This is a genomic window from Nitratireductor alexandrii (assembly GCF_004000215.1).
Classification (GTDB): Bacteria; Pseudomonadota; Alphaproteobacteria; order Rhizobiales; family Rhizobiaceae; genus Mangrovimarina; species Mangrovimarina alexandrii.
In genome coordinates, this window is sequence record NZ_RBVY01000006.1 from 1 (window position 1) to 19,701 (window position 19,701).

Annotated in this window: 17 protein-coding genes; 9 read left to right on the top strand and 8 right to left on the bottom strand. The window is 57.5% G+C overall.

Translation table 11 applies throughout. From position 1 onward, the window contains the following. From EP380_RS23600 to EP380_RS14550, 4 genes are all read left to right on the top strand, one after another. A partial coding sequence (locus EP380_RS23600; RefSeq protein ID WP_164749862.1) for a hypothetical protein occupies nt 1–651 on the top strand: 651 nt, incomplete at its 5' end. Further along, on the top strand, nt 641–3,529 hold the full coding sequence (locus EP380_RS14540) for a site-specific DNA-methyltransferase (protein WP_127599117.1): 2,889 nt from the start codon (nt 641–643) through the stop codon (nt 3,527–3,529). The genes EP380_RS23600 and EP380_RS14540, both read left to right, overlap by 11 nt. Nucleotides 3,530–3,783: 254 nt before the next feature. After that, nucleotides 3,784–4,131 (top strand): DUF4357 domain-containing protein, encoded by a 348-nt coding sequence (locus tag EP380_RS14545; protein ID WP_127599118.1) that lies wholly within the window; start codon nt 3,784–3,786, stop codon nt 4,129–4,131. Beyond that, the gene (locus tag EP380_RS14550) at nt 4,074–6,158 is read left to right on the top strand and encodes a UvrD-helicase domain-containing protein (RefSeq protein ID WP_238719873.1); all 2,085 of its coding nucleotides are present in this window, start codon (nt 4,074–4,076) and stop codon (nt 6,156–6,158) included. The genes EP380_RS14545 and EP380_RS14550 overlap by 58 nt, the downstream gene beginning before the upstream one ends. A 48-nt stretch (nt 6,159–6,206) precedes the next feature. Here EP380_RS14550 and EP380_RS14555 read toward each other — a convergent pair whose 3' ends face one another. After that, a complete protein-coding gene (locus EP380_RS14555) occupies nt 6,207–6,731 on the bottom strand; it encodes a hypothetical protein (protein WP_127599119.1) in 525 nt (174 codons plus the stop codon). Nucleotides 6,732–7,207: 476 nt separating this feature from the next. On the opposite strand from EP380_RS14555, the gene EP380_RS24005 reads away from it, so the two are divergent. The 4 genes from EP380_RS24005 (at nt 7,208) to EP380_RS23765 (ending at nt 9,923) form a co-directional block, all read left to right on the top strand. Further along, nucleotides 7,208–7,555 carry a helix-turn-helix domain-containing protein gene (locus EP380_RS24005; protein WP_476739143.1) on the top strand — a complete coding sequence of 116 codons (348 nt, stop codon included), beginning with the start codon at nt 7,208–7,210 and terminating at the stop codon, nt 7,553–7,555. Between the two features lie 56 nt (nt 7,556–7,611). Beyond that, nucleotides 7,612–8,382 carry a tyrosine-type recombinase/integrase gene (locus EP380_RS14565; protein WP_164749863.1) on the top strand — a complete coding sequence of 257 codons (771 nt, stop codon included), beginning with the start codon at nt 7,612–7,614 and terminating at the stop codon, nt 8,380–8,382. 600 nt (nt 8,383–8,982) lie between these two features. Further along, on the top strand, nt 8,983–9,462 hold the full coding sequence (locus EP380_RS23760) for a helix-turn-helix domain-containing protein (protein WP_238719874.1): 480 nt from the start codon (nt 8,983–8,985) through the stop codon (nt 9,460–9,462). Next, on the top strand, nt 9,414–9,923 hold the full coding sequence (locus EP380_RS23765; RefSeq protein ID WP_238719875.1) for an IS630 family transposase: 510 nt from the start codon (nt 9,414–9,416) through the stop codon (nt 9,921–9,923). The genes EP380_RS23760 and EP380_RS23765 overlap by 49 nt, the downstream gene beginning before the upstream one ends. A 173-nt stretch (nt 9,924–10,096) precedes the next feature. Here EP380_RS23765 and EP380_RS14580 read toward each other — a convergent pair whose 3' ends face one another. From EP380_RS14580 to EP380_RS14610, 7 genes are all read right to left on the bottom strand, one after another. Beyond that, nucleotides 10,097–10,546: a PaaI family thioesterase gene (locus tag EP380_RS14580; protein WP_127599121.1), complete on the bottom strand. Its 450-nt coding sequence runs from the start codon at nt 10,544–10,546 to the stop codon at nt 10,097–10,099. Between the two features lie 130 nt (nt 10,547–10,676). Then, nucleotides 10,677–11,387 carry a TetR/AcrR family transcriptional regulator gene (locus EP380_RS14585; RefSeq protein ID WP_127599122.1) on the bottom strand — a complete coding sequence of 237 codons (711 nt, stop codon included), beginning with the start codon at nt 11,385–11,387 and terminating at the stop codon, nt 10,677–10,679. A 148-nt stretch (nt 11,388–11,535) separates the two neighbouring features. Beyond that, nucleotides 11,536–12,699: an aromatic ring-hydroxylating oxygenase subunit alpha gene (locus EP380_RS14590; protein ID WP_127599123.1), complete on the bottom strand. Its 1,164-nt coding sequence runs from the start codon at nt 12,697–12,699 to the stop codon at nt 11,536–11,538. A gap of 156 nt (nt 12,700–12,855) precedes the next feature. After that, nucleotides 12,856–14,043 (bottom strand): ABC transporter substrate-binding protein, encoded by a 1,188-nt coding sequence (locus EP380_RS14595; protein WP_127599124.1) that lies wholly within the window; start codon nt 14,041–14,043, stop codon nt 12,856–12,858. A gap of 41 nt (nt 14,044–14,084) precedes the next feature. After that, the gene (locus EP380_RS14600; protein ID WP_127599125.1) at nt 14,085–15,935 is read right to left on the bottom strand and encodes an AMP-dependent synthetase/ligase; all 1,851 of its coding nucleotides are present in this window, start codon (nt 15,933–15,935) and stop codon (nt 14,085–14,087) included. A gap of 201 nt (nt 15,936–16,136) precedes the next feature. Continuing rightward, nucleotides 16,137–17,651: an aldehyde dehydrogenase family protein gene (locus tag EP380_RS14605; RefSeq protein ID WP_127599126.1), complete on the bottom strand. Its 1,515-nt coding sequence runs from the start codon at nt 17,649–17,651 to the stop codon at nt 16,137–16,139. A 24-nt stretch (nt 17,652–17,675) separates the two neighbouring features. Then, entirely contained in the window at nt 17,676–18,434 is a 759-nt protein-coding gene (locus tag EP380_RS14610) for an SDR family NAD(P)-dependent oxidoreductase (protein ID WP_164749864.1), read from the bottom strand. 393 nt (nt 18,435–18,827) lie between these two features. Here EP380_RS14610 and EP380_RS14615 point away from each other — a divergent pair, with 393 nt between their 5' ends. After that, complete coding sequence (locus EP380_RS14615; protein WP_127599128.1) at nt 18,828–19,700, top strand: branched-chain amino acid ABC transporter permease; 873 nt, start codon at nt 18,828–18,830, stop codon at nt 19,698–19,700. Nucleotide 19,701 lies beyond the last annotated feature (1 nt).

Here is a 19,701-nt window from a genome sequence, read left to right on the forward strand (position 1 = left end):
GGTGGAAACGCCGGGTCAGTTCTCAGTGGCAATCAACACCCCAGGTTCCGCGAGCCGCATCTCTCGGCGATCCGCTGGCTCAACGAACATACAGCCGACGGCTTTTCCTTCTTTGCCGTGCGGCTGCGCGTCGTTCGCATCGGCGACAGCGCGCTCGCCCCTGTCTTTGAGGTCGTGGAAAAACCGAACGACTGGGACCGCCTCGTCACACGCGTCTCGGCACCACGCGGCGAGCAGACCGAGTTGGGTCAGTTCCGACGTGCGTTCTGGACGGCATTCTCGGAGCGTCATCCGCAGGACGCCGAAATCGGCATGGCACCGCATGCGGCGAGTTCGAGCTGGAGCGAAGTCGGCAACGTGGTCGTCGTGTCCTGGGTTGGCACCACCAGGGTGGGTGTTTTTGTCAGGGGCACACGCGGCTCGGATGCTGCCGATGTTCATGCTCACCTGCTGCCTTATGGCGAGACGCTCGCCAACAGGCTCAATGCCAGGCTCGGCTCGCCCGGCGGTTCTCTCCTGGGCCAGGAAAGGAAGTTCGACATGTCGGAGCGCGCCAACTGGCCCGCCGCGATCGACTGGCTGCACGATGAAATCCATCGCTATCGCGCGGTGCTGCAGGAAGTTCTGGGAGGCAACCCCGATGGCGAATGACCCCAAGACTTCCGTCGACATCATCACGCATGACGAGACGCGCGCCAACATCCCGCCGGCGGAACTGGAGCCGGTGCTGGAGGAGCAAGACAAGGCGCCAATCCGGGTTGCCTATGAGCGGCGCAACCGCGACCTCGACCCGCAGCTCGTCTGGCGCGGCAAGGACCCCGACCAGGCCGAATTGACGGTCGATGCGCCGCCGATCTACCGCCAGGAGCATGTTCACCCGAAAGCGCTGATCGACGATCTGCGCAACGGCCGCGAGAAGGCCGAGGATCTGTTCGGCCATTTCGGGCTGACGGAGGAGGACCGCGAGGCGGAGGTGGAGTTCTACCGGCACAGCGCCCGCTGGTCGAACCGCATGATCCTGGGCGACGCGCTGCAGGTCATGTCGTCGCTGGCCCAGCGCGAAGGGCTGAAGGGCCAAGTGCAGGCGATCTATATCGATCCGCCCTACGGCATCAAGTTCCAGTCCAACTTCCAATGGTCCACCACCTCGCGCGACGTGAAGGACGGCAAGCTCGACAATCTGACGCGCGAGCCCGAGCAGGTGAAGGCCTTTCGCGACACCTGGCGCGACGGCATCCATTCCTACCTTTCCTATCTTCGCGATCGGCTGACCGTGGCGCGCGAATTGCTGACCGAAAGCGGAAGCTGCTTCGTCCAGATCGGCGACGAAAACGTGCATCGTGTTCGCGCGCTGATGGATGAGGTGTTCGGGGAAGGGAATTTCGTCGCTGAAATAGCATTTAGGAAGACCGGATCCTTTGAAACATCAACGCTTCAAAGAAACTTCGACTTTGTCATCTGGTATGCCAGGAGGAAGGATTCTTTGAAGTTCAGGCGCCTTCTTAAGCAGGCTGAACCTGAACCGCGTGATGCGCAGTTCTATGACACGATCGTCGACGCGGATTTCTCGGCCCGTCGGCTCACTAAGGATGAAAAAGACGATCCGTCAAATATCCGGGAAAACCTTCGACTCGCATCACGGAACCCTCTCGCGTCGGACGGCGCAGCCAGCGAAGGAAACCGTCCGCATCTTCATGAGGGTGTTTCTTGGCGGATAGCAGACAACAACCACTGGAAGACGACCCATGAAGGCCTTGTTCGACTCGGTCGAGCCGGCCGGCTCATCCCGAAAGGGAAACGTATTCGATTTTTGCGATACTGGGACGATCACCCCGCAACCGGGATCACCTCAGTTTGGAACGACCTCGGAACGGGAGGTTTCGTAGGGGACGACAAGGTTTATGTAGTTCAAACTGATAGCCGCGTCATACAGCGTTGCCTACTCATGGCAACTGACCCCGGCGACCTCGTGCTAGACCCCACCTGCGGTTCGGGCACCACCGCAGATGTTGCCGAACAGTGGGGTAGGCGCTGGATTACCATCGAGACGTCACGCGTTGCGCTAGCGCTGGCCCGTGCGCGTGTAATGGGCGCCAAATATCCCTGGTATCTGCTGGCCGACAGCCCTGAAGGGCAGAGGCAGCAGGCGCAGGTGACACGCTCATCACCGGTAACGCAGTCAACATATAGCGATATCCGTCACGGCTTTGTCTACGAGCGCGTGCCACACATCATGCTCCGGGATGTTGCCAGGAACACCGAGATCGACGTGATCTGGGAGCGGATGCAGCCGGCGGTGGAGGCGGCGCGGGTAGCCCTCAACGCCGCGCTGGCCGGCCACCGCACCCCTTTCAAGATCGAGACTGGCGGCCGCGCCGGCAAGTCCATCGACTTCACCGCATCCGGAGAGGTCGAGTTGCCCTCAGGCGAGATGGCGCCGGCCAACGGCTTCACGGAATGGGAAATCCCGCGCGAGGCGCCCGATGGCTGGCCAGATGAGGCTCGCAAGGCGCTCGACGATTTCTGGGAGGCTCGCATCGCCCGGCAGAAGGAGATCGACGCCTCGATCGCCGCCAAGGCCGAGCACGAATATCTCTACGACAAGCCCTATTTCGACAACAAACGCATCCGCGTCGCCGGGCCCTTCACGGTCGAAAGTCTGTCTCCGCATCGCATGTCGGCCGTCGACGAGCACGGCGAGCTGATCGACGAGATCAACGCCGCCGAGGGCCAGCGCGCGCCCGAGGAGCGTGAGGCCGACAATTATCGCAAGGCGATCATGGAAAACCTCGCCAAGGCCGGGGTGCACCAGCAGGACAGGAACGACGCCATCAGCTTCGACACGCTCGCCGCCTGGCCGGGCGATTGGATCGCGGCAGAGGGTCGCTATCGTGAAGGAGAAGGCGACGACGCCGTCGAGCGTCGCGCCGGCATCTTCATCGGCCCGGAATACGGCACGGTCAGCCGCGCCGATCTCGTCGCCTGTGCGCGCGAGGCGGCAGACGCCGGCTTCGACATCGTGATCGCCTGCGCCTTCAACTTCGAGGCCCATGCCCAGGAGTTCCACCGGCTCGGCCGCATCCCGATCCTGCATGCGCGCATGAACGCCGACCTGCACATGGCCGGCGAGCTGAAGGCCGGCGGCGGCAACCTCTTCGTCGTCTTCGGCGAGCCCGACATCGAGCTGATCGAGGAAGACGACCGCTTGCAGGTTGCGCTCAAGGGCGTCGACATCTTCCGGCCGGCTTCCGGCGAGGTGGTATCGTCCGAGCCCGACGACATCGCCTGCTGGTTCATCGACACCGATTATTCGGGCGAGAGCTTCTTCGTGCGCCAGGCCTATTTCCCAGGCGCCGAGGTGCCCTACAAGGCGCTGCGCTCGACGCTGAAGGCCGACATCGACGAGGAGGCCTGGGATTCGCTCAAGCGCACCGTCTCACGGCCGTTCTCCAGGCCGAAGAGCGGGCGGATCGCGGTAAAGGTAATCAACCACCTCGGCGACGAGGTGATGAAGGTGCTCTCATGCTGATACGAAACTATGGTCTGTTTTGGAGGCGCGAGGACGCATTTTGGGGACGGAAGTAGAATGCGGACACCTCAAGGGCATACCTACAAACGTCACAAATGCGGAACCCACCGATTTTCGCGAACAAGTCGGCGTCTACGGGCTCTCACAATAGCAGGGTGGCCGATCTTGAATTGAAGCTACATCGAAATACAAATGGAATCGATCATAGCAAGTCGTCGCGCAAGCGCCTATCAAACAGGTAAGGACTGGTGCCTATGACCGCTATTTACACACTCCGCCGGCAAAAAGCGACCGCAACCGGATATCCTGCTTCTTCTTCCAAACGCCCGCGTTTTCTAGTTCAGGCAGGATCAACAGCAATGCGCAACGGCAGCCCTAAAATAAAAAGGAAGCGCTGGCTAACCACGGAACTCGTTGGAAAAGGAATCCTAGTTCCCGATCATACCAACAAGGATCTCTACAGATTTTCCCAAGACTATGAATTTACCAGTGCAACAGCGGCAGGAGATGTTATCAACGACGGGAATCTAAGTGCACCACAATATTGGATCAATACAACAACCGGCAAATCACTAAAGGAGGAGCTGGCCAAGTCGCCATGACCGTCCTCATCGCCTCCAGCTTCACGAAGTCGCTCGACAGGCTGACCGGGCAGGAACAGGCGGCCGCCAAAATCACCGCCTTCGACATCCAGAGCAACCCGGACAGCCCCGGCCTCTCGCTTCACCGCATCAACAATGCGCGCGATCCCGATTTCTGGTCGGCGCGCGTCAACCGCGATATTCGCATCGTGCTGCACAAGCGTGGCGGCGACACGCTGCTTGCCTATATCGGCCATCACGACGACGCCTATGCCTGGGCGGAACGCCGGCGCCTCGAGCGCCACCCGAAAACCGGGGCGGCGCAGATCGTCGAGGTGCGCGAGACGGTCCAGAAGATTGTCACCCAGCGCTATGTCGAGGAAGAAATCCGCAAGCCGGCGCTCTTCGCCTCGGAGAGCGACGAGACACTGTTGAGCTGGGGCGTGCCCGAGGATTGGCTGGAAACGGTGCGTGAGGCGACCGACGACACCGTGCTCGATATCGCCGGTCACCTGCCGGACGAGGCCCAGGAGGCTGTGCTCGCAGCCGCGGTCGGCGAAGCGCCTACGGTGCGCATCGTCGCCCAGGAAGGCAGCGGCTACGCCCACCCCGACGCACAGCGACGTTTCCGCGTCATCGGCGACCAGGCCGAACTCGAAGCTGCACTCGACGCACCGTTCGACGACTGGGCGGTGTTCCTGCACCCTGCCCAGCGCGAATTCGTCGACCGCGATTTCAACGGCGCGGCGCGCGTCATTGGCTCGGCCGGCACCGGCAAGACGGTCGTGGCGCTCCATCGCGCCGTCCGCCTGGCAGACGAGGCGGCCGACAATCGCGTGCTTTTGACCACTTTCTCACCGGACCTCGCGAAGGGCCTGTCCCGCAAGCTTGCACGCCTCACCGGCGGGCGTCCCGACCTCGCACGACGAATCACCGTCGATACCCTGCCCGAGATTGCGCGCGGGCTAGTCCCGGAAGATCTCTTCGGCAGGCCGGCAATTGCATCGGAAGAGGAAATGGAGGGCCTACTTGCGGATGCCGCTGAAAAGGAAGGCACCGATATCAGCCCGGGCTTCCTGGCCGAGGAATGGCGCCTGATCGTCGACGCCTGGGATGTGCGCGACCAGGAGACCTACCGCGAGTTGCCGCGTCTCGGCCGCAAGGTGCGCATGGCGGCCTCGCGTCGCGACGAGCTGTGGCGCGTCTTCGCGCGCATGCGCAATGCACTGGAGCAGTCCGGAAAGGAGACCGAGGCTGGCTTGATGCATCGTCTGGCGCGCGAGCTCGACCGGCCGCCCTTCACCCACGTCGTGGTCGACGAGGCGCAGGACATTTCGGTGCCGGAACTGCACTTTGTCGCGGCGCTGGCAGGCGATCGACCGAACGGACTGTTTTTCGCCGGCGATATAGGGCAGCGAATTTTCCGCTCACCCTTTCCCTGGAAGGCGGTCGGCGTCGACATTCAGGGGCGCTCGCGTAGCCTGAAGGTAAATTACCGCACCTCGCACCAGATCCGGTCGAAATCCGATCTGCTGCTGCCGCCGCGCCTGCTTGAGGTCGATGGTGGCGAGGATCGCAGGCTTGGTGTCTCCTCGGTTTTCCACGGCCCCACCCCCGAGCTCCACGTCTTCGATGACGAAGCCACCGAAAGCGCGCGCGTCGGCGGCTGGATCGATCGCTGTCTGAGTGACAAGATTGATTCAACGACCATCGCCGTGCTTGTCCGCTCCGCGGCCGAATTACCCCGCGCCCAGGCAGCGATCGCGGCAGCGTCCATGGACAGCGCGGATGTTCGTGTCGGGCTCATGCACGACGCCAAGGGCCGCGAGTTCCGCGCGGTAGCCGTCATGGCCTGCGATACCGACGTGCTGCCAAGCGAAGCACGCCTTCTGCAGGCCTCCGACGAGCGCGCACTAAAGGAGATCTACGACACCGAGCGGCACCTGCTCTATGTCGCCGCGACGCGCGCGCGTGAGAGGCTCTGGCTTTCGGCCTGCAAGCCGCCGTCGGAGTTCTTGGAAGACCTGCTGCGGGAGGCAGCGGACTAAGGGCAGCGCCTCCTGCAACGAAGTTCCTGAGCGGTATGTCAACCATGATCACGCCGCGTTTCGTCGTTCGGGATATTCTTCCTGGTCAGACAGATCGAGTTCTTCGATCTCCTCGTCTTCAAGCTCTGCTAGTTCTTGATCAAGGTTCTTCGCCACATCATTGGTATCATCCGGCAAGGTGTGTCGATTTCGTTCTGACGTCGCCGGGGTGCCCTTAGATTCGGTCTCGGCGACAGCAACCGGCTGGATGACCGCATGCGGGCTTGGGCTTGACGGACCCTCATTTGCGCGCTGCCTAGCGGGGTCATCATTCTCCGTGCCTTTGTCAGACAAGAGAATGTCGAGGACACGTGCCGATTCCTTGTCAAAGCGCAGGCGTTCCGCGCGCCGGCCGGGATCCATGCGCATAAGACGCATGGCACCCCGCATCCCCTCAGCGGCCAACTTGCTGAAGTCACGCCGGATGCGCGCGTAGACCTGCTTCTTCTGTTCCTGAAGAGCATCGATCTTATCCTCGAGGTTACCGAGTTCCACTGCCCAGCTGCGATATTGCTTGCTCGAAACGTTAGTCATCGTTCACTCCTGAATAGCTTTCAGCTGCTGCGACGGCCGCAACCCTTCAGGATATAGCGAGATGGCAGAGGCGAAGCAGAACTGTTTTTTCGCTCTGCCTCTTGAAACTCTTTCAGCCCATTTCCATACGCGCGCCGCGCATGAGGAGACCTGCGTCAAAGCGTTTTCGCCGCCCCGGTCGAGCTCTCAGGGCACTGCACCTGTGAGGTCGATCAAATCATGCTGCAGCTGAGGCCAGAGAACACCCTCGCAAGCAAATACAGCGACAGCGGCAGATCAGTCTGCGTAAGGAAGTAAGTCTGAAACATACATTCAACTTACGGCCAAGTTGAATAACATAAACGAGGACAAAAAATCTGGATTTTTTTGTCGATTCCTATGCTTCTCCGTCAGCAGGTCGCTATATAGCCCGGCAACTTGTCGTCACACGAGGTGCCTGATGAAAAACAATAGAGAAGCAGCGGCAGGGGATCATCATGTCGAACGACAACAATGATCCCAGCGCGCTCCCGCCCGTATTGACTCCAGCGATGGCAGCCGAGCGCTGGGGATGTTCGGAAAGGCACGTGCGGAACCTGATTAACAATGGCGACCTGGCGGCGTTCAAGGTGGGCAGCAAGCTTGTCCGGATCAGATCCCAGGCAATAGAGGCGTTCGAATGCCAGAATGGCGTATCACCCGACTCCGCGGAAAGTATTGTGTCACATGGAACGATGGCGCCACTCGACGCCGATACGGGCTCGGAACAGCAAGCCATGATGAGGCGACCCGCCGCGCCCCGGCTCTCTACGCCGAACTCACGCGCCCTCGTGGCACGACGATAGAGGATCTGTGGCATGCCTATTGTCTCGACATGGCCGGTCGAGCGATCGTCGGAACGATGAAATATTCCTGGCGCGCGCTCAGCGGCCGCTTCGCGAAGATGGACGCCATGTCCATCTCGATCGCTGATTGTCGCGCACATACTGAGGCAAGACGCGCCGCCGGGATCAAGGACGGGACCATCCATACCGAACTCGGCCACCTTCGCATGGTTCTCAAGTGGGCTGAGAAACATCAACTTATCGAACGGGCACTTCCCGTTGAACGGCCCTCGAAACCAGAGCCAAGGGACGGATATCTAACTCGTAGTGAGGTTGCTCGGCTGATCGGGGCAGCGAAAGCGCATCACATCGGCCTCGCAATTCGCCTGATGCTAGGAACTGGTGCGCGCTCCACAGCCGCCCTCCAGTTGACTTGGAACCGGGTCGATCTTCATCGCGGCATCGTCCAGCTGCGTGATCCCAATGACCAAGCGCGCCGCAAGGGCCGCGCTACCGTGCCGATCAACGCTGGGCTGCTTGAAGCACTTCGCAACGCAAAGGAGGGCGCATTGACGGACTACGTGATCGAATGGGCGGGCAAACCCGTGCGATCGGTCAGGCGTGGTCTGAAAGCAGCAGGCAACGCCATAGGACGGTCGGATGTCTCGCCGCATATGCTGCGTCATAGTGCTGCCGTGTGGCTCGCTGAGGACGGCCACAGCATGGACGAGATCGCTCAGTTTCTGGGACATGGCGACAGCAAGATAACGGCTCGCGTCTATGCGCGCTTCTCTCCGACGTATTTGCGAAAGCTGGCTTCATCGCTCGAAATACGTAGTGTCCCTTAGGTTCACCGAACCTAAAGAACTTCCAGCTGGCTACTTCAGGCGCCGAAAAGCCGAATTATTTAGTGGTCTTTTCGCGGAATTCTGCGCATTTCACGAGCGGCGACGACGTTGACATCGTAGGGGTCACAGGTTCAATCCCTGTCACGCCCACCATCGGCCCCAAGAAAATCAACAGTTTACAGCCGCCTTCCTTCCTCCCTCTATCACCCGAAGACCCTCACTTGCAGGAAAACAGGGGACGGCGGGTCCAACATCCACGGCCATCCGACCGCGCCTGCGCGGGGCGCCACCGCCCGTCCGGGGCCGCGCAACCGACGACGCTCGAAAAACCGCCGTCTCACCCCCAGATCCAAACCGAGCCCCTGCCCGCCGCGCGATCTGGCCACGCCCCGCCAATGACCGTCACGAACCCTCCGCCGACCGACGGCTTAACACTAGTCGCTTGGCAGGATCGGCGGCGCCTTTATCCCCACTGGCCGGGCCAATGTCCGCGTGGACAACCTTTTGAAAGCCCACACCTAAAGCGTGTCGCGGGTGAGCTGCTTCAGGGTTTCCATTGATGGTTGGTCGTGATTCATTGCTGTTCGAAGGAGAAGCGCGATGGGCAAGCCGCTGCCGATGGCGTTGCGTGAGCGAGTTGCTGCGTATGTCGATGAAGGTCACGGCCACCGGGAAGCGGCACGGCATTTTCGGGTTTCACCCCGCTTCGTGAACGAGCTCATGAAGCGTCGGCGGGAGACGGGCTCACTGGAGCCGCGCCGGCAGGGGCACGCGCCGGGCTGGGGCAAGCTGGCGCCTCACGTCGGCTTCGTGCGTGGTCGGATGGCGCATGCCGCAGACCTGACGCTGGACGAGCTGTGTGTCGAAGAGGCGCGCGGCTGCGTCGTGCATCGATCGAGCGTCGGTCGGCTTCTGCACCGCCTCGGGCTCAGCCACAAAAAACTCTACGCGCAAGCGAGCAGCTACGGCCTGACGTCAAGGCCGCGCGGGAACTCTGGACGACGGGCCGAAAGCCGTTCTTCGCCAAGGCCTTGCCGCGCCTCGTCTTCATCGACGCGACCTCGACCAACACCAAGCTGACCAAGCGCACCGGCTGGGCGCCGAAGGGGGAGCGTTGCCTGACGCACGCGCCCTTCGGGCTTTGGCGCACGCAGATCTTCGTGGCCGGCCTGCGCAGCCATGGTCTCATCGCGCCCTGGATCGTTGAGGGCGCGATGAACGGCGAGATTTTCGAACGCTATGCCGAGACGCAACTGGCGCCGGAATTGAGCCAGGGCGACGTGGTCATCCTCGACAATGTCGGCTTCCACAAGAGCGAACGCGCCGCCGAACTGGTGCGCGAGCGCGGCGCATGGCTCCTGTTCCTGCCGCTCTACTCCCCCGATCTCAACCCGATAGAGATGGCTTTCTCGAAGCTCAAAGCCTTGCTCAGAAAGGCCGCTGCGAGAACCGTTGACGAATTTGTGGTTATTCGTCGCCGATTGCCTCTCCGCCTTCACCGCCGAGGAATGCCGGCACTATTTCGANCAGAACACGGATGAATTGCGCGTCGGGCTCACGTCGACCGACATCTCATAGTCGATCGTACCGCTTCGTGCGGCGACCAACCTGGACAACCACAGTTTTCCGATCCGGCGCAAGGAACAGGCCACATTGCCGCACGCGAGCCACTACAGCGGTGCTCGCGGTAGAACTTAACTGCAGAGCCAGCGGCTCACGACGACCGTTTGCCTGACCGATTGAGGATCTTCCAAGTGCCGTGCGCTTGCAGCACAACCTTACTGCCTTGCGTGACCGAGCCTGACATGAAGACAAGCGCCGCAGTTTTGCGAATCACCACCGGCTCAATCTCCAGAAACGATCCGATCTTGGCTCCCGAAGCAAATTGGGCACTGAATTGAACCGTGGCACAGGGCGCCCCGTCAGCTGCAGCCCACGCCTCCAGACCCATGGCGCGATCCGCGAAAGTCATCAACATGCCACCCTGCACGACAGACAGCAAGTTGATGTGACGCGTTTCGGCACTGAAACCGTATTTGACGCGATTGTCTGTTGTGACCTTGCGCCAGAAAGGCCCGACCAGACTGATGAAGCCGTGATCCTCCTGGGCGATCCATCCACATGTCGACGGATCGAAATTCTGCAGATTCACGTTTGAAGCCATATGTGACTGTGTCCATCGTCAGTCGGACGCAGGGGGTGAATGCTCACCCCAGGCGCCGAAATATAATCCCTAATACAAAGCTCGAAGCACCCTGCAATCTGCATTCGCGCCTATTCAGGCGCGGCGCATATCACGGTCGTGTGTCCAATTTTTCGGCTTCCCTGTCGCCGTCTTTTGATTCAGGCGACGCAAATTCCTCGTTATACCAAAATCCGCCGCAAACTATGCGCATGTAAGCGCGGATGACGAAGTCGGGTATCTCCTTAGTAGATCCTTGCGCATGCACGTATCGCCTCGAGAGATACCGCCGCATGCCCATCAGCATATGGGCAATGGCCTCATATTCTTGCGGGTCGACTTCTCTGGCCTCACCGTCCGAGGACGCCCGCCTGAGTGTGCGCGCATAATTCTTTGCAATGAGGTCAATATGTTGCTGGAACGCCTCCGGCGCAAACTGCTCGGACTCATAAAGAATGCGATAGAATTCGGGACGCTCTGCCAGATAGGCGAAATAGGCTTCAAAGCTCCGCTTCTCCCGGTCTGCGTGCGATGTCGCCACCGATGCACGTTCTTTGATGAAAGCCAGCATATCATTACTCATGCTGGGGAGAAGTTGGTTAAAAAGATCCTGCCTTGATTCGAAATAATTGTAGAAAGTTCCTTGAGCTACACCGGCCCTCTTTGTAATAGTCGAAACCATAGCTGCAGAATAACCAACTTCTCCAACAATATTTGCCGCAGCATCCAACAAAGCTAGACGAATTTTCTTTTGCTTCGCCGCCCTTGTAAGCTTTTGAGGTCTAGACAGTTTTTTTACGAGCGCAATATTACGCGATTTCATAGTTTAGCTTACCCGATTAGACTGACTTTTAATGTCATTAGTTTGACATAGATTGCAGATAAATCACAACCAGATGCGTCAAATCGATTCAAGCTTACACCGGATTTCTGAATGACAGTCACCCCACCCCAAGTGATGTAAACAGGCATCACCTAGCGGGCGCCTCCTTCAAGCCGAGCGCCGAACGCATATTGTGGTGATAATGCGTCAATCCCGGTTCATTGCGACCAAAGGTGATGTAGCTCTGGGCGTTGGCCTCGAACCCACGCTGGATATCGAGACAAACCGGGAAGTCCTCATCCTCAACGGTCGCCATCAGCAACGCCATGTTCTTGTCCCAATGATTCCTGGCTTTGTCAGACGTAATTGGCGTAGGCGTATAGAATCCCGCCTCTGCGATGCACTCGTGCGTTGATAAGCCATCGGGGAACGAACGCCACGTCTCAATGTGATCGCCCTGCCAGACAATAAGCGTGTTTGGAAATAGCAGATAAATGATCGCCGAATGGGTCAACAGGTCCCATTCTTCCTCGGGCTTGTCTTGGAGCTCGAGAATGCTTCGCCGGGGTAGGATGAAGCGGCCGTTTCGCCCGAATGCGTCGAACACGTTGATATTGGGCTGAAAGATCGGCGCGACGGTCTGGCGATGCAGCGTCCCGATGTGCCAGGTTTCAAGAAAGGTATCGATCACGAGCTTCCAGTTCATCTTCTTGTGAAGCCTGGGCGTCTGGTAGTGGTGCATCGTCTCGAGCTTATATGATGCAAGCTCGGGCCCCAGGCCCTGGAAAAGATCATCTGTGTTGATCTCGCCGCCTGGCGTGACCTTGACCCAGACAATGCCATGTTTCTCGGCCGCGGGAAGGGAGACAAGGCTTGCATTATCGGCATCAATATCCGGAAACGCCTCATTGGACCCACGGTTTCGCAGCCGCCCGTCAAGGTCATAGGTCCAGGCGTGGTAAGGGCAAACAAAGAGCTTCTTGCCCTGACCGCAACCGCTCGCAACGGCCGCGCCACGGTGTCGGCAGACATTAAGGAACGCCCGAACCTGACCGTCCGAATTTCGGGTCACAAGAACCGGGACCCCAGACAGTTCGTCCGTGATGTAGTCACCGGGACTGGCAATCTGCGAGGAAAGGCACATCACCAACGGGTAATCGCGAAAAAAGTGCTTCTGCTCCAGCCGCAGTTGATCGGCACAGGTATAATCTGAAACAGGATTCCTGTATATTTTCTCTCCCATTGATGTTGACTTTGCTTCAAACAAAGCAAAGACACGCTTTATCAATTCCACTTGCGTCGAATGTTTCATTTCATTGCCTCATGCTGACGCCGCGAGCGGCACTCGATCTAGACCAGCTATGGATCGGGGTGCTTTACGTGGCAGCCTGGCCGAACGCGCAAATCGAGATAACAGCGCTTCCGATCTGCGCGCTCCTGCCCAACTCACCGGATTTGACGCCCGTTGTTATTTCGACGCGGCGTCCGCGTCGGCTATCCGAACCCAGCGTCCGTTCTCAACTCTGTAGATGACAGAGTCATGCGAAGAAACGTGGTTCGTAGCCGTGAAGCCCTGGGGCGGACCGTCAAAGATGTCTTGGTAGCCCGCGATCTTCTCCATACCCTGAACAAACGACTGCGTCGTCAAATCTTGCCCAGCGTTGTCAATCGCCTTCATCGTGAGATCGATGATTACCTGCCCGACCGCGGCCTGAATGGTCGGATCGACGTTGTAACGCGCCTTGTATTTTTCGATCCAGGCGGCCGCCGCAGGGCTGGCGGTATCCGGATAGGGAGCATCGAAGAACCCGACGGAATAGTAACCTTCCGCGAGGTCTCCCTGCACGCCAGAGATGGCCAGATCATAGCTAGCCGAGGTGCCGATCATGTCGACGTTCCACCCCATTTTGCGAGCCGTCGAATAAGGGATCAGGGTATCGCGAACGATCGTGCCCATGACGATCAGGTCGCAGTCTGCAGCACGCAGTTTGGTAAGCTGCGCTGTAAAATCCTGATCGGCGGGTTTGTGGGTTGTCACTTCCGCGAAAGCAAGCCCAAGCTCATCGAGTTCTTTTTTCGCGCCGTTGAAAATCTCAATGCCAAAATCAGTGTCCTGATGCATTGCACAAATGGTTTTCTTGCCCTTCTGCTTAACCATGTATCTGACACCTGACCGGATCTGGTCCGAGTAAGGCGCATAGATCGCGAACTTGAGTGGATGGAATGGCTGCGACATCGATTCCGCCCAGGAAATAGGGAACACATTCGGTACATGCGCCTTCAACTGGGCTGGAAGAACGGCGTTGTTCTGCGGAGTACCGAGATTGCCGATCATGGCGAATACACGATCGCGATTAATTAGTTTGTTGGCGGCCTGGACCGCTTTGGGAATTTGATAGTTGGTGTCTTCAACGACCAGGCGGATCTTACGGCCGTGAATTCCGCCGGCGGCATTTGTTTCGTCAATCTGCAGGCGAAACGAATTGACGACACCGACGCTGAACGTTGCCGCGACGCCGGACAGGTCTGCATGCACGCCAAGCACAATCTCATCTTCGGAGACACCCTGGGTTTTCCAAGATGTCTCCTGCGCAAAAACAGGCGCAGACATTGAAAGCAAGGCAATTGCTGAGTATTTCCAGAACACGGACTTCATTCTTTCCTCCCTTGAAATTTTGTCTTTCTTACCGAACTAAATCATTGATACATTCCGTCAATCAACTCTTTATATTTTTCATTGACGAATTTTCTTTTTAGTTTCATAGTTGGAGTTAGCTCATCATCTTCAGCAGATAGCAACTGATCTATAAGTGCGAATTTCTTTATCGTTTCAACTCTTGCAAAATTTTTGTTAACCTTAGAAATTTCGCTATCAATAAGATCTATAATCTCTTTTGCGGCACAAAGAGATGCATAATTAGTGAAAGGAACTGCTTTATCTTGCGCATATTTCAAAACATTTTCATGATCTATCATAATTAGGCAACTAAGATATTTTTTCTTGTCACCAATTACGACTGCGTCAGAAATATAAGGTGAGAATTTTAATTGGTTCTCTATTTCTGATGGCGTGATATTCTTTCCTCCTGCGGTGACGATGATGTCCTTCATCCGGTCGGTGATCTTGACGTAACCGTCTTCATCTATCGCGCCGACATCTCCCGTGTGCAGCCATCCATCGATGACGGTTTCATCGGTCCTGGTCTGGTTGTTGAGATAGCCAAGAAACACGTGAGGGCCGCGCACGATGATCTCGGACTGCGGGGAAAGCGCCACTTCGGTTCCTGGCAGCGCTGTACCGACAGTACCGAGCTTCATTCGCTTGGGCATGACCGTGGAGATGCCAGTGTTTTCGGTCTGCCCGTAAATCTCGCGCATTTGAAGACCCAGCGCGAGATACCAGACAATGAGGTCCGGCGATATCGGCGCAGCTCCCGTGCCAAGAATGCGGGTGCGGCTTAAACCGAGATAGACCTTGATATTGTTCAGGATAAGCTTGTCTGCAAGCCAGAACGCAACATTCAGGTGAGGCGGGATCCTCTCGCCATTCAGCGAACGCTGTGCGCGGCTTTTTCCGATAGCGATCGCCGTATTGTAGGCGAATTTCCCGATACGCGTCGCATCTGACATCTTGATCGTGATGTCGGAGTAGAACTTCTCCCAAATTCGGGGGACGGCAAAGAACCAGGTGGGAGCCACCTCCCGCGCGTTCTCCGGGACGGTGTCGAGGCTTTCGATGAAGTTTATGACCGCGCCAGTTTTGAGGGGATAGAAGACGCTGAATTTACGCTCTGCGATATGACACAAAGGCAGGAAGCACAAAAGTTCATCGCCGGGCCGGCTCTCGCAGAACACATCTGCGTTGGAGATATGGAACATGATGTTGCGGTGACTGATCATCGCGCCCTTCGGCGGGCCGGTTGTCCCCGATGTGTAAATGAGCACCGCCAAGTCGTTTGGCTTGGAAAGAGAAATCTCATGCTCCCATGCTTTGGGATGAGACGATTCATACTCGGCACCGAGCTGCAGAAGTTCGTCAAACGACATGACGCCGGGATCCTGGAAACGCAGCAGACCCTTCATGTCGTAAACGATGATTTTGATCAGCGTAGGAGAGTTCTGGCGGGTGAGAAGAACCTTGTCGAGCTGCTCTTCGTTCTCGACAAAAACAAAACGTGAGCGGCTGTCGTTGATGATGTATTCGACCTGCTTGGCGGAATCTGTAGTGTAGACACCGTTGCTTACGCCACCAACGCCCAGCGTCCCCATGTCAGTATAGAGCCATTCCGGAATGTTCTCGGAGATGATCGAGACCACATCCCCCCGCTCGAGACCAAGCTTCTTCAATCCGAGCCCTGCGAGCTTTGCCCGCTCACCGTATTCTTCCCAGGTGATCGGGTTCCAGATTCCGAAATCTTTCTCTCGCATCGCAACAGTGTCGCCGCGCTCCTGCACCTTGGCCCAGAACAATTTCGAGACCGTGTCGCTTGCGTCAATCAGCAACGGCGCAAGGGTGGATTCAGAGGACTTCGTTGCACGTTCAAGCATGGCTATCCGTCAATCCCTTCATTGAGGTTGCGACAAGCGCTCAAGTGAAACCTGAAATTTTTCGACTCACATGACCGAGCGAAACCCCTATTCATCAATCCACACATTTCATCGAAATCGAATAGTATTATTTTCTCAATTATTATTAATCATAAAACAAGATTTTATATACTATAATATAATTCAATCAATTATACTGAACTAAATTGCCATGCAGACTGATTTTGTTTCTGTATACATATCGATCACCGCGCGACCCATTTCCCTGCCGATTCCAGAATGCTTGAAGCCGCCGAACGGAAGTGCTGGGTCAATCATGTTGTGGCAATTCACCCAGACGGTACCTGCTTTGATTTTTGGTATCAGACGGTGAATTTTGTTGAGGTCGTGCGACCAGATGCTTGCGCCCAGCCCATAAGGCGAGTCGTTGGCCATTTCAGTGACCTCATTGAGGTCCTCGAACGGAATGGCGACCAGGACAGGGCCGAAAATCTCTTCCTGGACAATGCGCATCTTCTGGTCGGCGTCGACAAAAACTGTCGGCTCGACGAAATAACCGGAATTGTCCGGACGCGCGGCGCCGGCAACAGCCTGCGCGCCCTGCGCCTTACCGGCTTCTATATAGCTCCAGACCCGGTCACGCTGCCGTTCGGAGATCAGCGGCGCAATTTGCGTTGCCGGATCGAGACCCGAACCAAGTTTCATTTTGGCCGCCTTTTCAGCAATTCCGCCAATCACCTGGTCAAACAGCTTCTTATGAACGTAGAGTCGAGATCCGGCCGTGCAGGCTTGCCCCTGATTGAAGAAAATTGCGCTGGCCGCCCCACCGATCACAGCACGAGGGTTGGCATCCTCAAGGACAATAACCGGTGATTTGCCGCCCAGTTCGAGGGACGTACGCGTCATGTTGTCCATTGCCGCCCTGCCGACGAGCTTGCCGACTTCGGTCGATCCGGTGAAGGCAATCTTGTCGATGCCCGGATGGGCAGCCAATGGCGCGCCGGCGTCGATTCCCGTGCCGGTCACGATGTTTACGACACCCTTGGGATAGCCGACCTTTTCCAGCAGTTCACCAAGCCGCAAGGCGGTCAGTGGCGTCTCTTCAGCCGGCTTCAGCACAACGGTGCACCCCGTTGCGAGCGCAGGGCCGATCTTCCAGGCCGCCATCATCAGCGGAAAATTCCAAGGGATGATGGCGCCGACAACGCCAATTGGCTCCTTACGCGTATAGGCGAAATACTCTCCGTCGCGAGCACGCGGCAGCGACACGTCAATCGTGCTTCCCTCGATCTTCGTCGCCCAGCCGGCGATATAACGCAGGAATTCGACGGTATTCTTGATATCAACCCGCCGGGCGAGCACCAGGCTCTTTCCATTGTCGAGACATTCAAGCTCTGCGAACTCATCGCCATGCGCCTCAACCTCGTCAGCCAGACGCAGCAGCAGAAGCTCTCTGTCGACCGGTCGAAGATTTCGCCACTCATCGCTGTCGAAGGCACGTCGCGCCGCTTGAACTGCGACGTCAATATCGGCTGCGGCAGCTGCCGGCACCGAGGTGATGGCATCGCCATTCGACGGATCGAAGGTCGACAGCATCTTTCCGGAAATGGCGTCGACCCACTCGCCGCCGATCAGCATCTTGCGGGGCGCGGCAAGGAATGCACGCGTCGCTTTCGAAATAGACGCCACCGCAGCAGCTTCAATGTTTGTCGACATCAGTGTTTCCTCGTCAAAAATTGGTCAGTTCATGACCGTGCCGCCGTCGACCGATATGGTCTGCCCAGTCACAAAGGCAGACGAGTCGGCAAGCAGCCACAGGATCGTCCCGGACAGATCGCGGGGATGCAGGTTGCGTTGAATTGCCTGGCCGGCCTTCACCACATCAAGCGCCTTGTCGAACTTGTTGGCGAAGAACTCTCGCGTGCCTTCGGTAATGACAGCGCTCGGAGCTACGGCGTTGACACGAATGCTGTCGTGCCCAAGCTCACGCGCCAGTCCGCGCGTCATTCCAATGACCGCTGCCTTAGACGTGGTATAGTGCAAGACAAAAGGCGTTCCGAACGTCGCGGCGAGCGAGGCAACGTTGATGATACTGCCGCCGCCGCTTGCCCGCATGGCCGGAACAACCGACTTGCAGCAATTCCAGATGCCCTTGACATTGACGGACATCGACGCATCCCAGTCGGCCTCACTGATCGATTCAAATCGCCCACCGCGAAGACCGCCGTAAAGAGCGGCGTTGTTGACAAGGCCGTCGATCCGACCGAATGCCTCGAGCGCAGAGGCGGCCATCGCATTGGTTGAATTCGCGTCGGTAATATCGCAGCAGACCGACAACGCCTGACCGCCTGCGGCCTTGGCCAGGTCGACCGTCTCTGCACAGTCATTGACATCTGCAGCAACCGGCAGTGCGCCAGCTGCAGCCAGCGCCCGCACATATTCCTGGCCAATGCCGCGCGCTGCTCCCGTGACGATGACGACCTTGCCTTCAAGGGCCATATTTTCCTCCGCGTTAGAACCGCTTTCCATGCCCTGACTATGGACATAAAAAAAATGACTCGCAAGTCATTTTTTTATGATCTCTTCTCGATCAGATACGCCTTCAGGAGAGATACCCGGATAACTTCTTCCAGAACGCCTAGGAAGCATTGAATTTTATGCGATTTCATAGCTCGAAAAAACGAGGGTCAAATTTTCTAAGTTGACTTGTCAGTCATTTTTCAAATAGCGTTCCGTAGGCATCAATTATCGGTCGCAGGAGGGCGACTCTGATGCAGACTCACGAAAAGTGAATGGAAGGGGAGGTGCATGAAAGCCTGGGATTCTTCAGATCGTTTTGCCGCAAAGGGAATGCAGCCGCGCCACGACCTCACTCCAAGGTGGGGACGTTAGATGGACATGTTCTTTCAACTAGTCATCAACGGATTAGCCGTCGGCTGCATCTATGGACTGGTCGCGCTTGGCTTCGTCTTGATCTACAAGGCTGGTGAGGTCGTCAATTTTGCACAGGGCGAGTTGATGATGCTCGGCGCCTTTGTCGCCTTCACTTTGATCGTTGATTTCAACCTCAACTACTGGCTCGGGCTCGCGCTTGCCGTATTAGCGATGGCTGCTTTCGGGTGGCTTCTGGACTCAGTTGTGGTTCGACGCATTATCGGTCAACCGCAATTCTCAACCGTCATGCTCACAATCGGGCTCGGTGTGATGATGCGCAGCGGCGTATCGATAGTATGGGGTCCCGAAACACGCAGCTTGTCAACGCCATTTGATCAAATGGTCTTTCAGGTCAGTGGAGTTATGATCTCCCCGATCTATCTATCCATATTAATTACCACTGTCGTCTTGTGCGCTATTCTGGCGCTCTTCTTCCGGTTCACCCGCATCGGGTTGGCCATGCAAGCCGCATCGCAGAACCAACTCGCAGCCTATTGCCTCGGTATTCGAGTCAAGCGCGTCCTCTCCAGCGTCTGGGCTCTGTCAGCAGGCGTCGCCACGATCGCCGGCGTGCTGCTGGCCCCTATCAGCCTGATCGACGTCAATATGGGCGCCATCGGTCTAAAGGCCTTTGCCGCCGCAGTCATCGGAGGATTCGGGTCGATCACCGGCGCGTTGCTCGGCGGCGTTCTGATCGGGCTGATCGAGCTGTTCTCGGCCGTTTATCTCCCTGAAGGCTTCAAAAACGTAGCGGCCTACGTCGTTCTTCTCGCTGTTCTCGTCGTGCGCCCCCAGGGTCTGTTTGGCACTGTCGGACGAAAGAAGGTGTGAC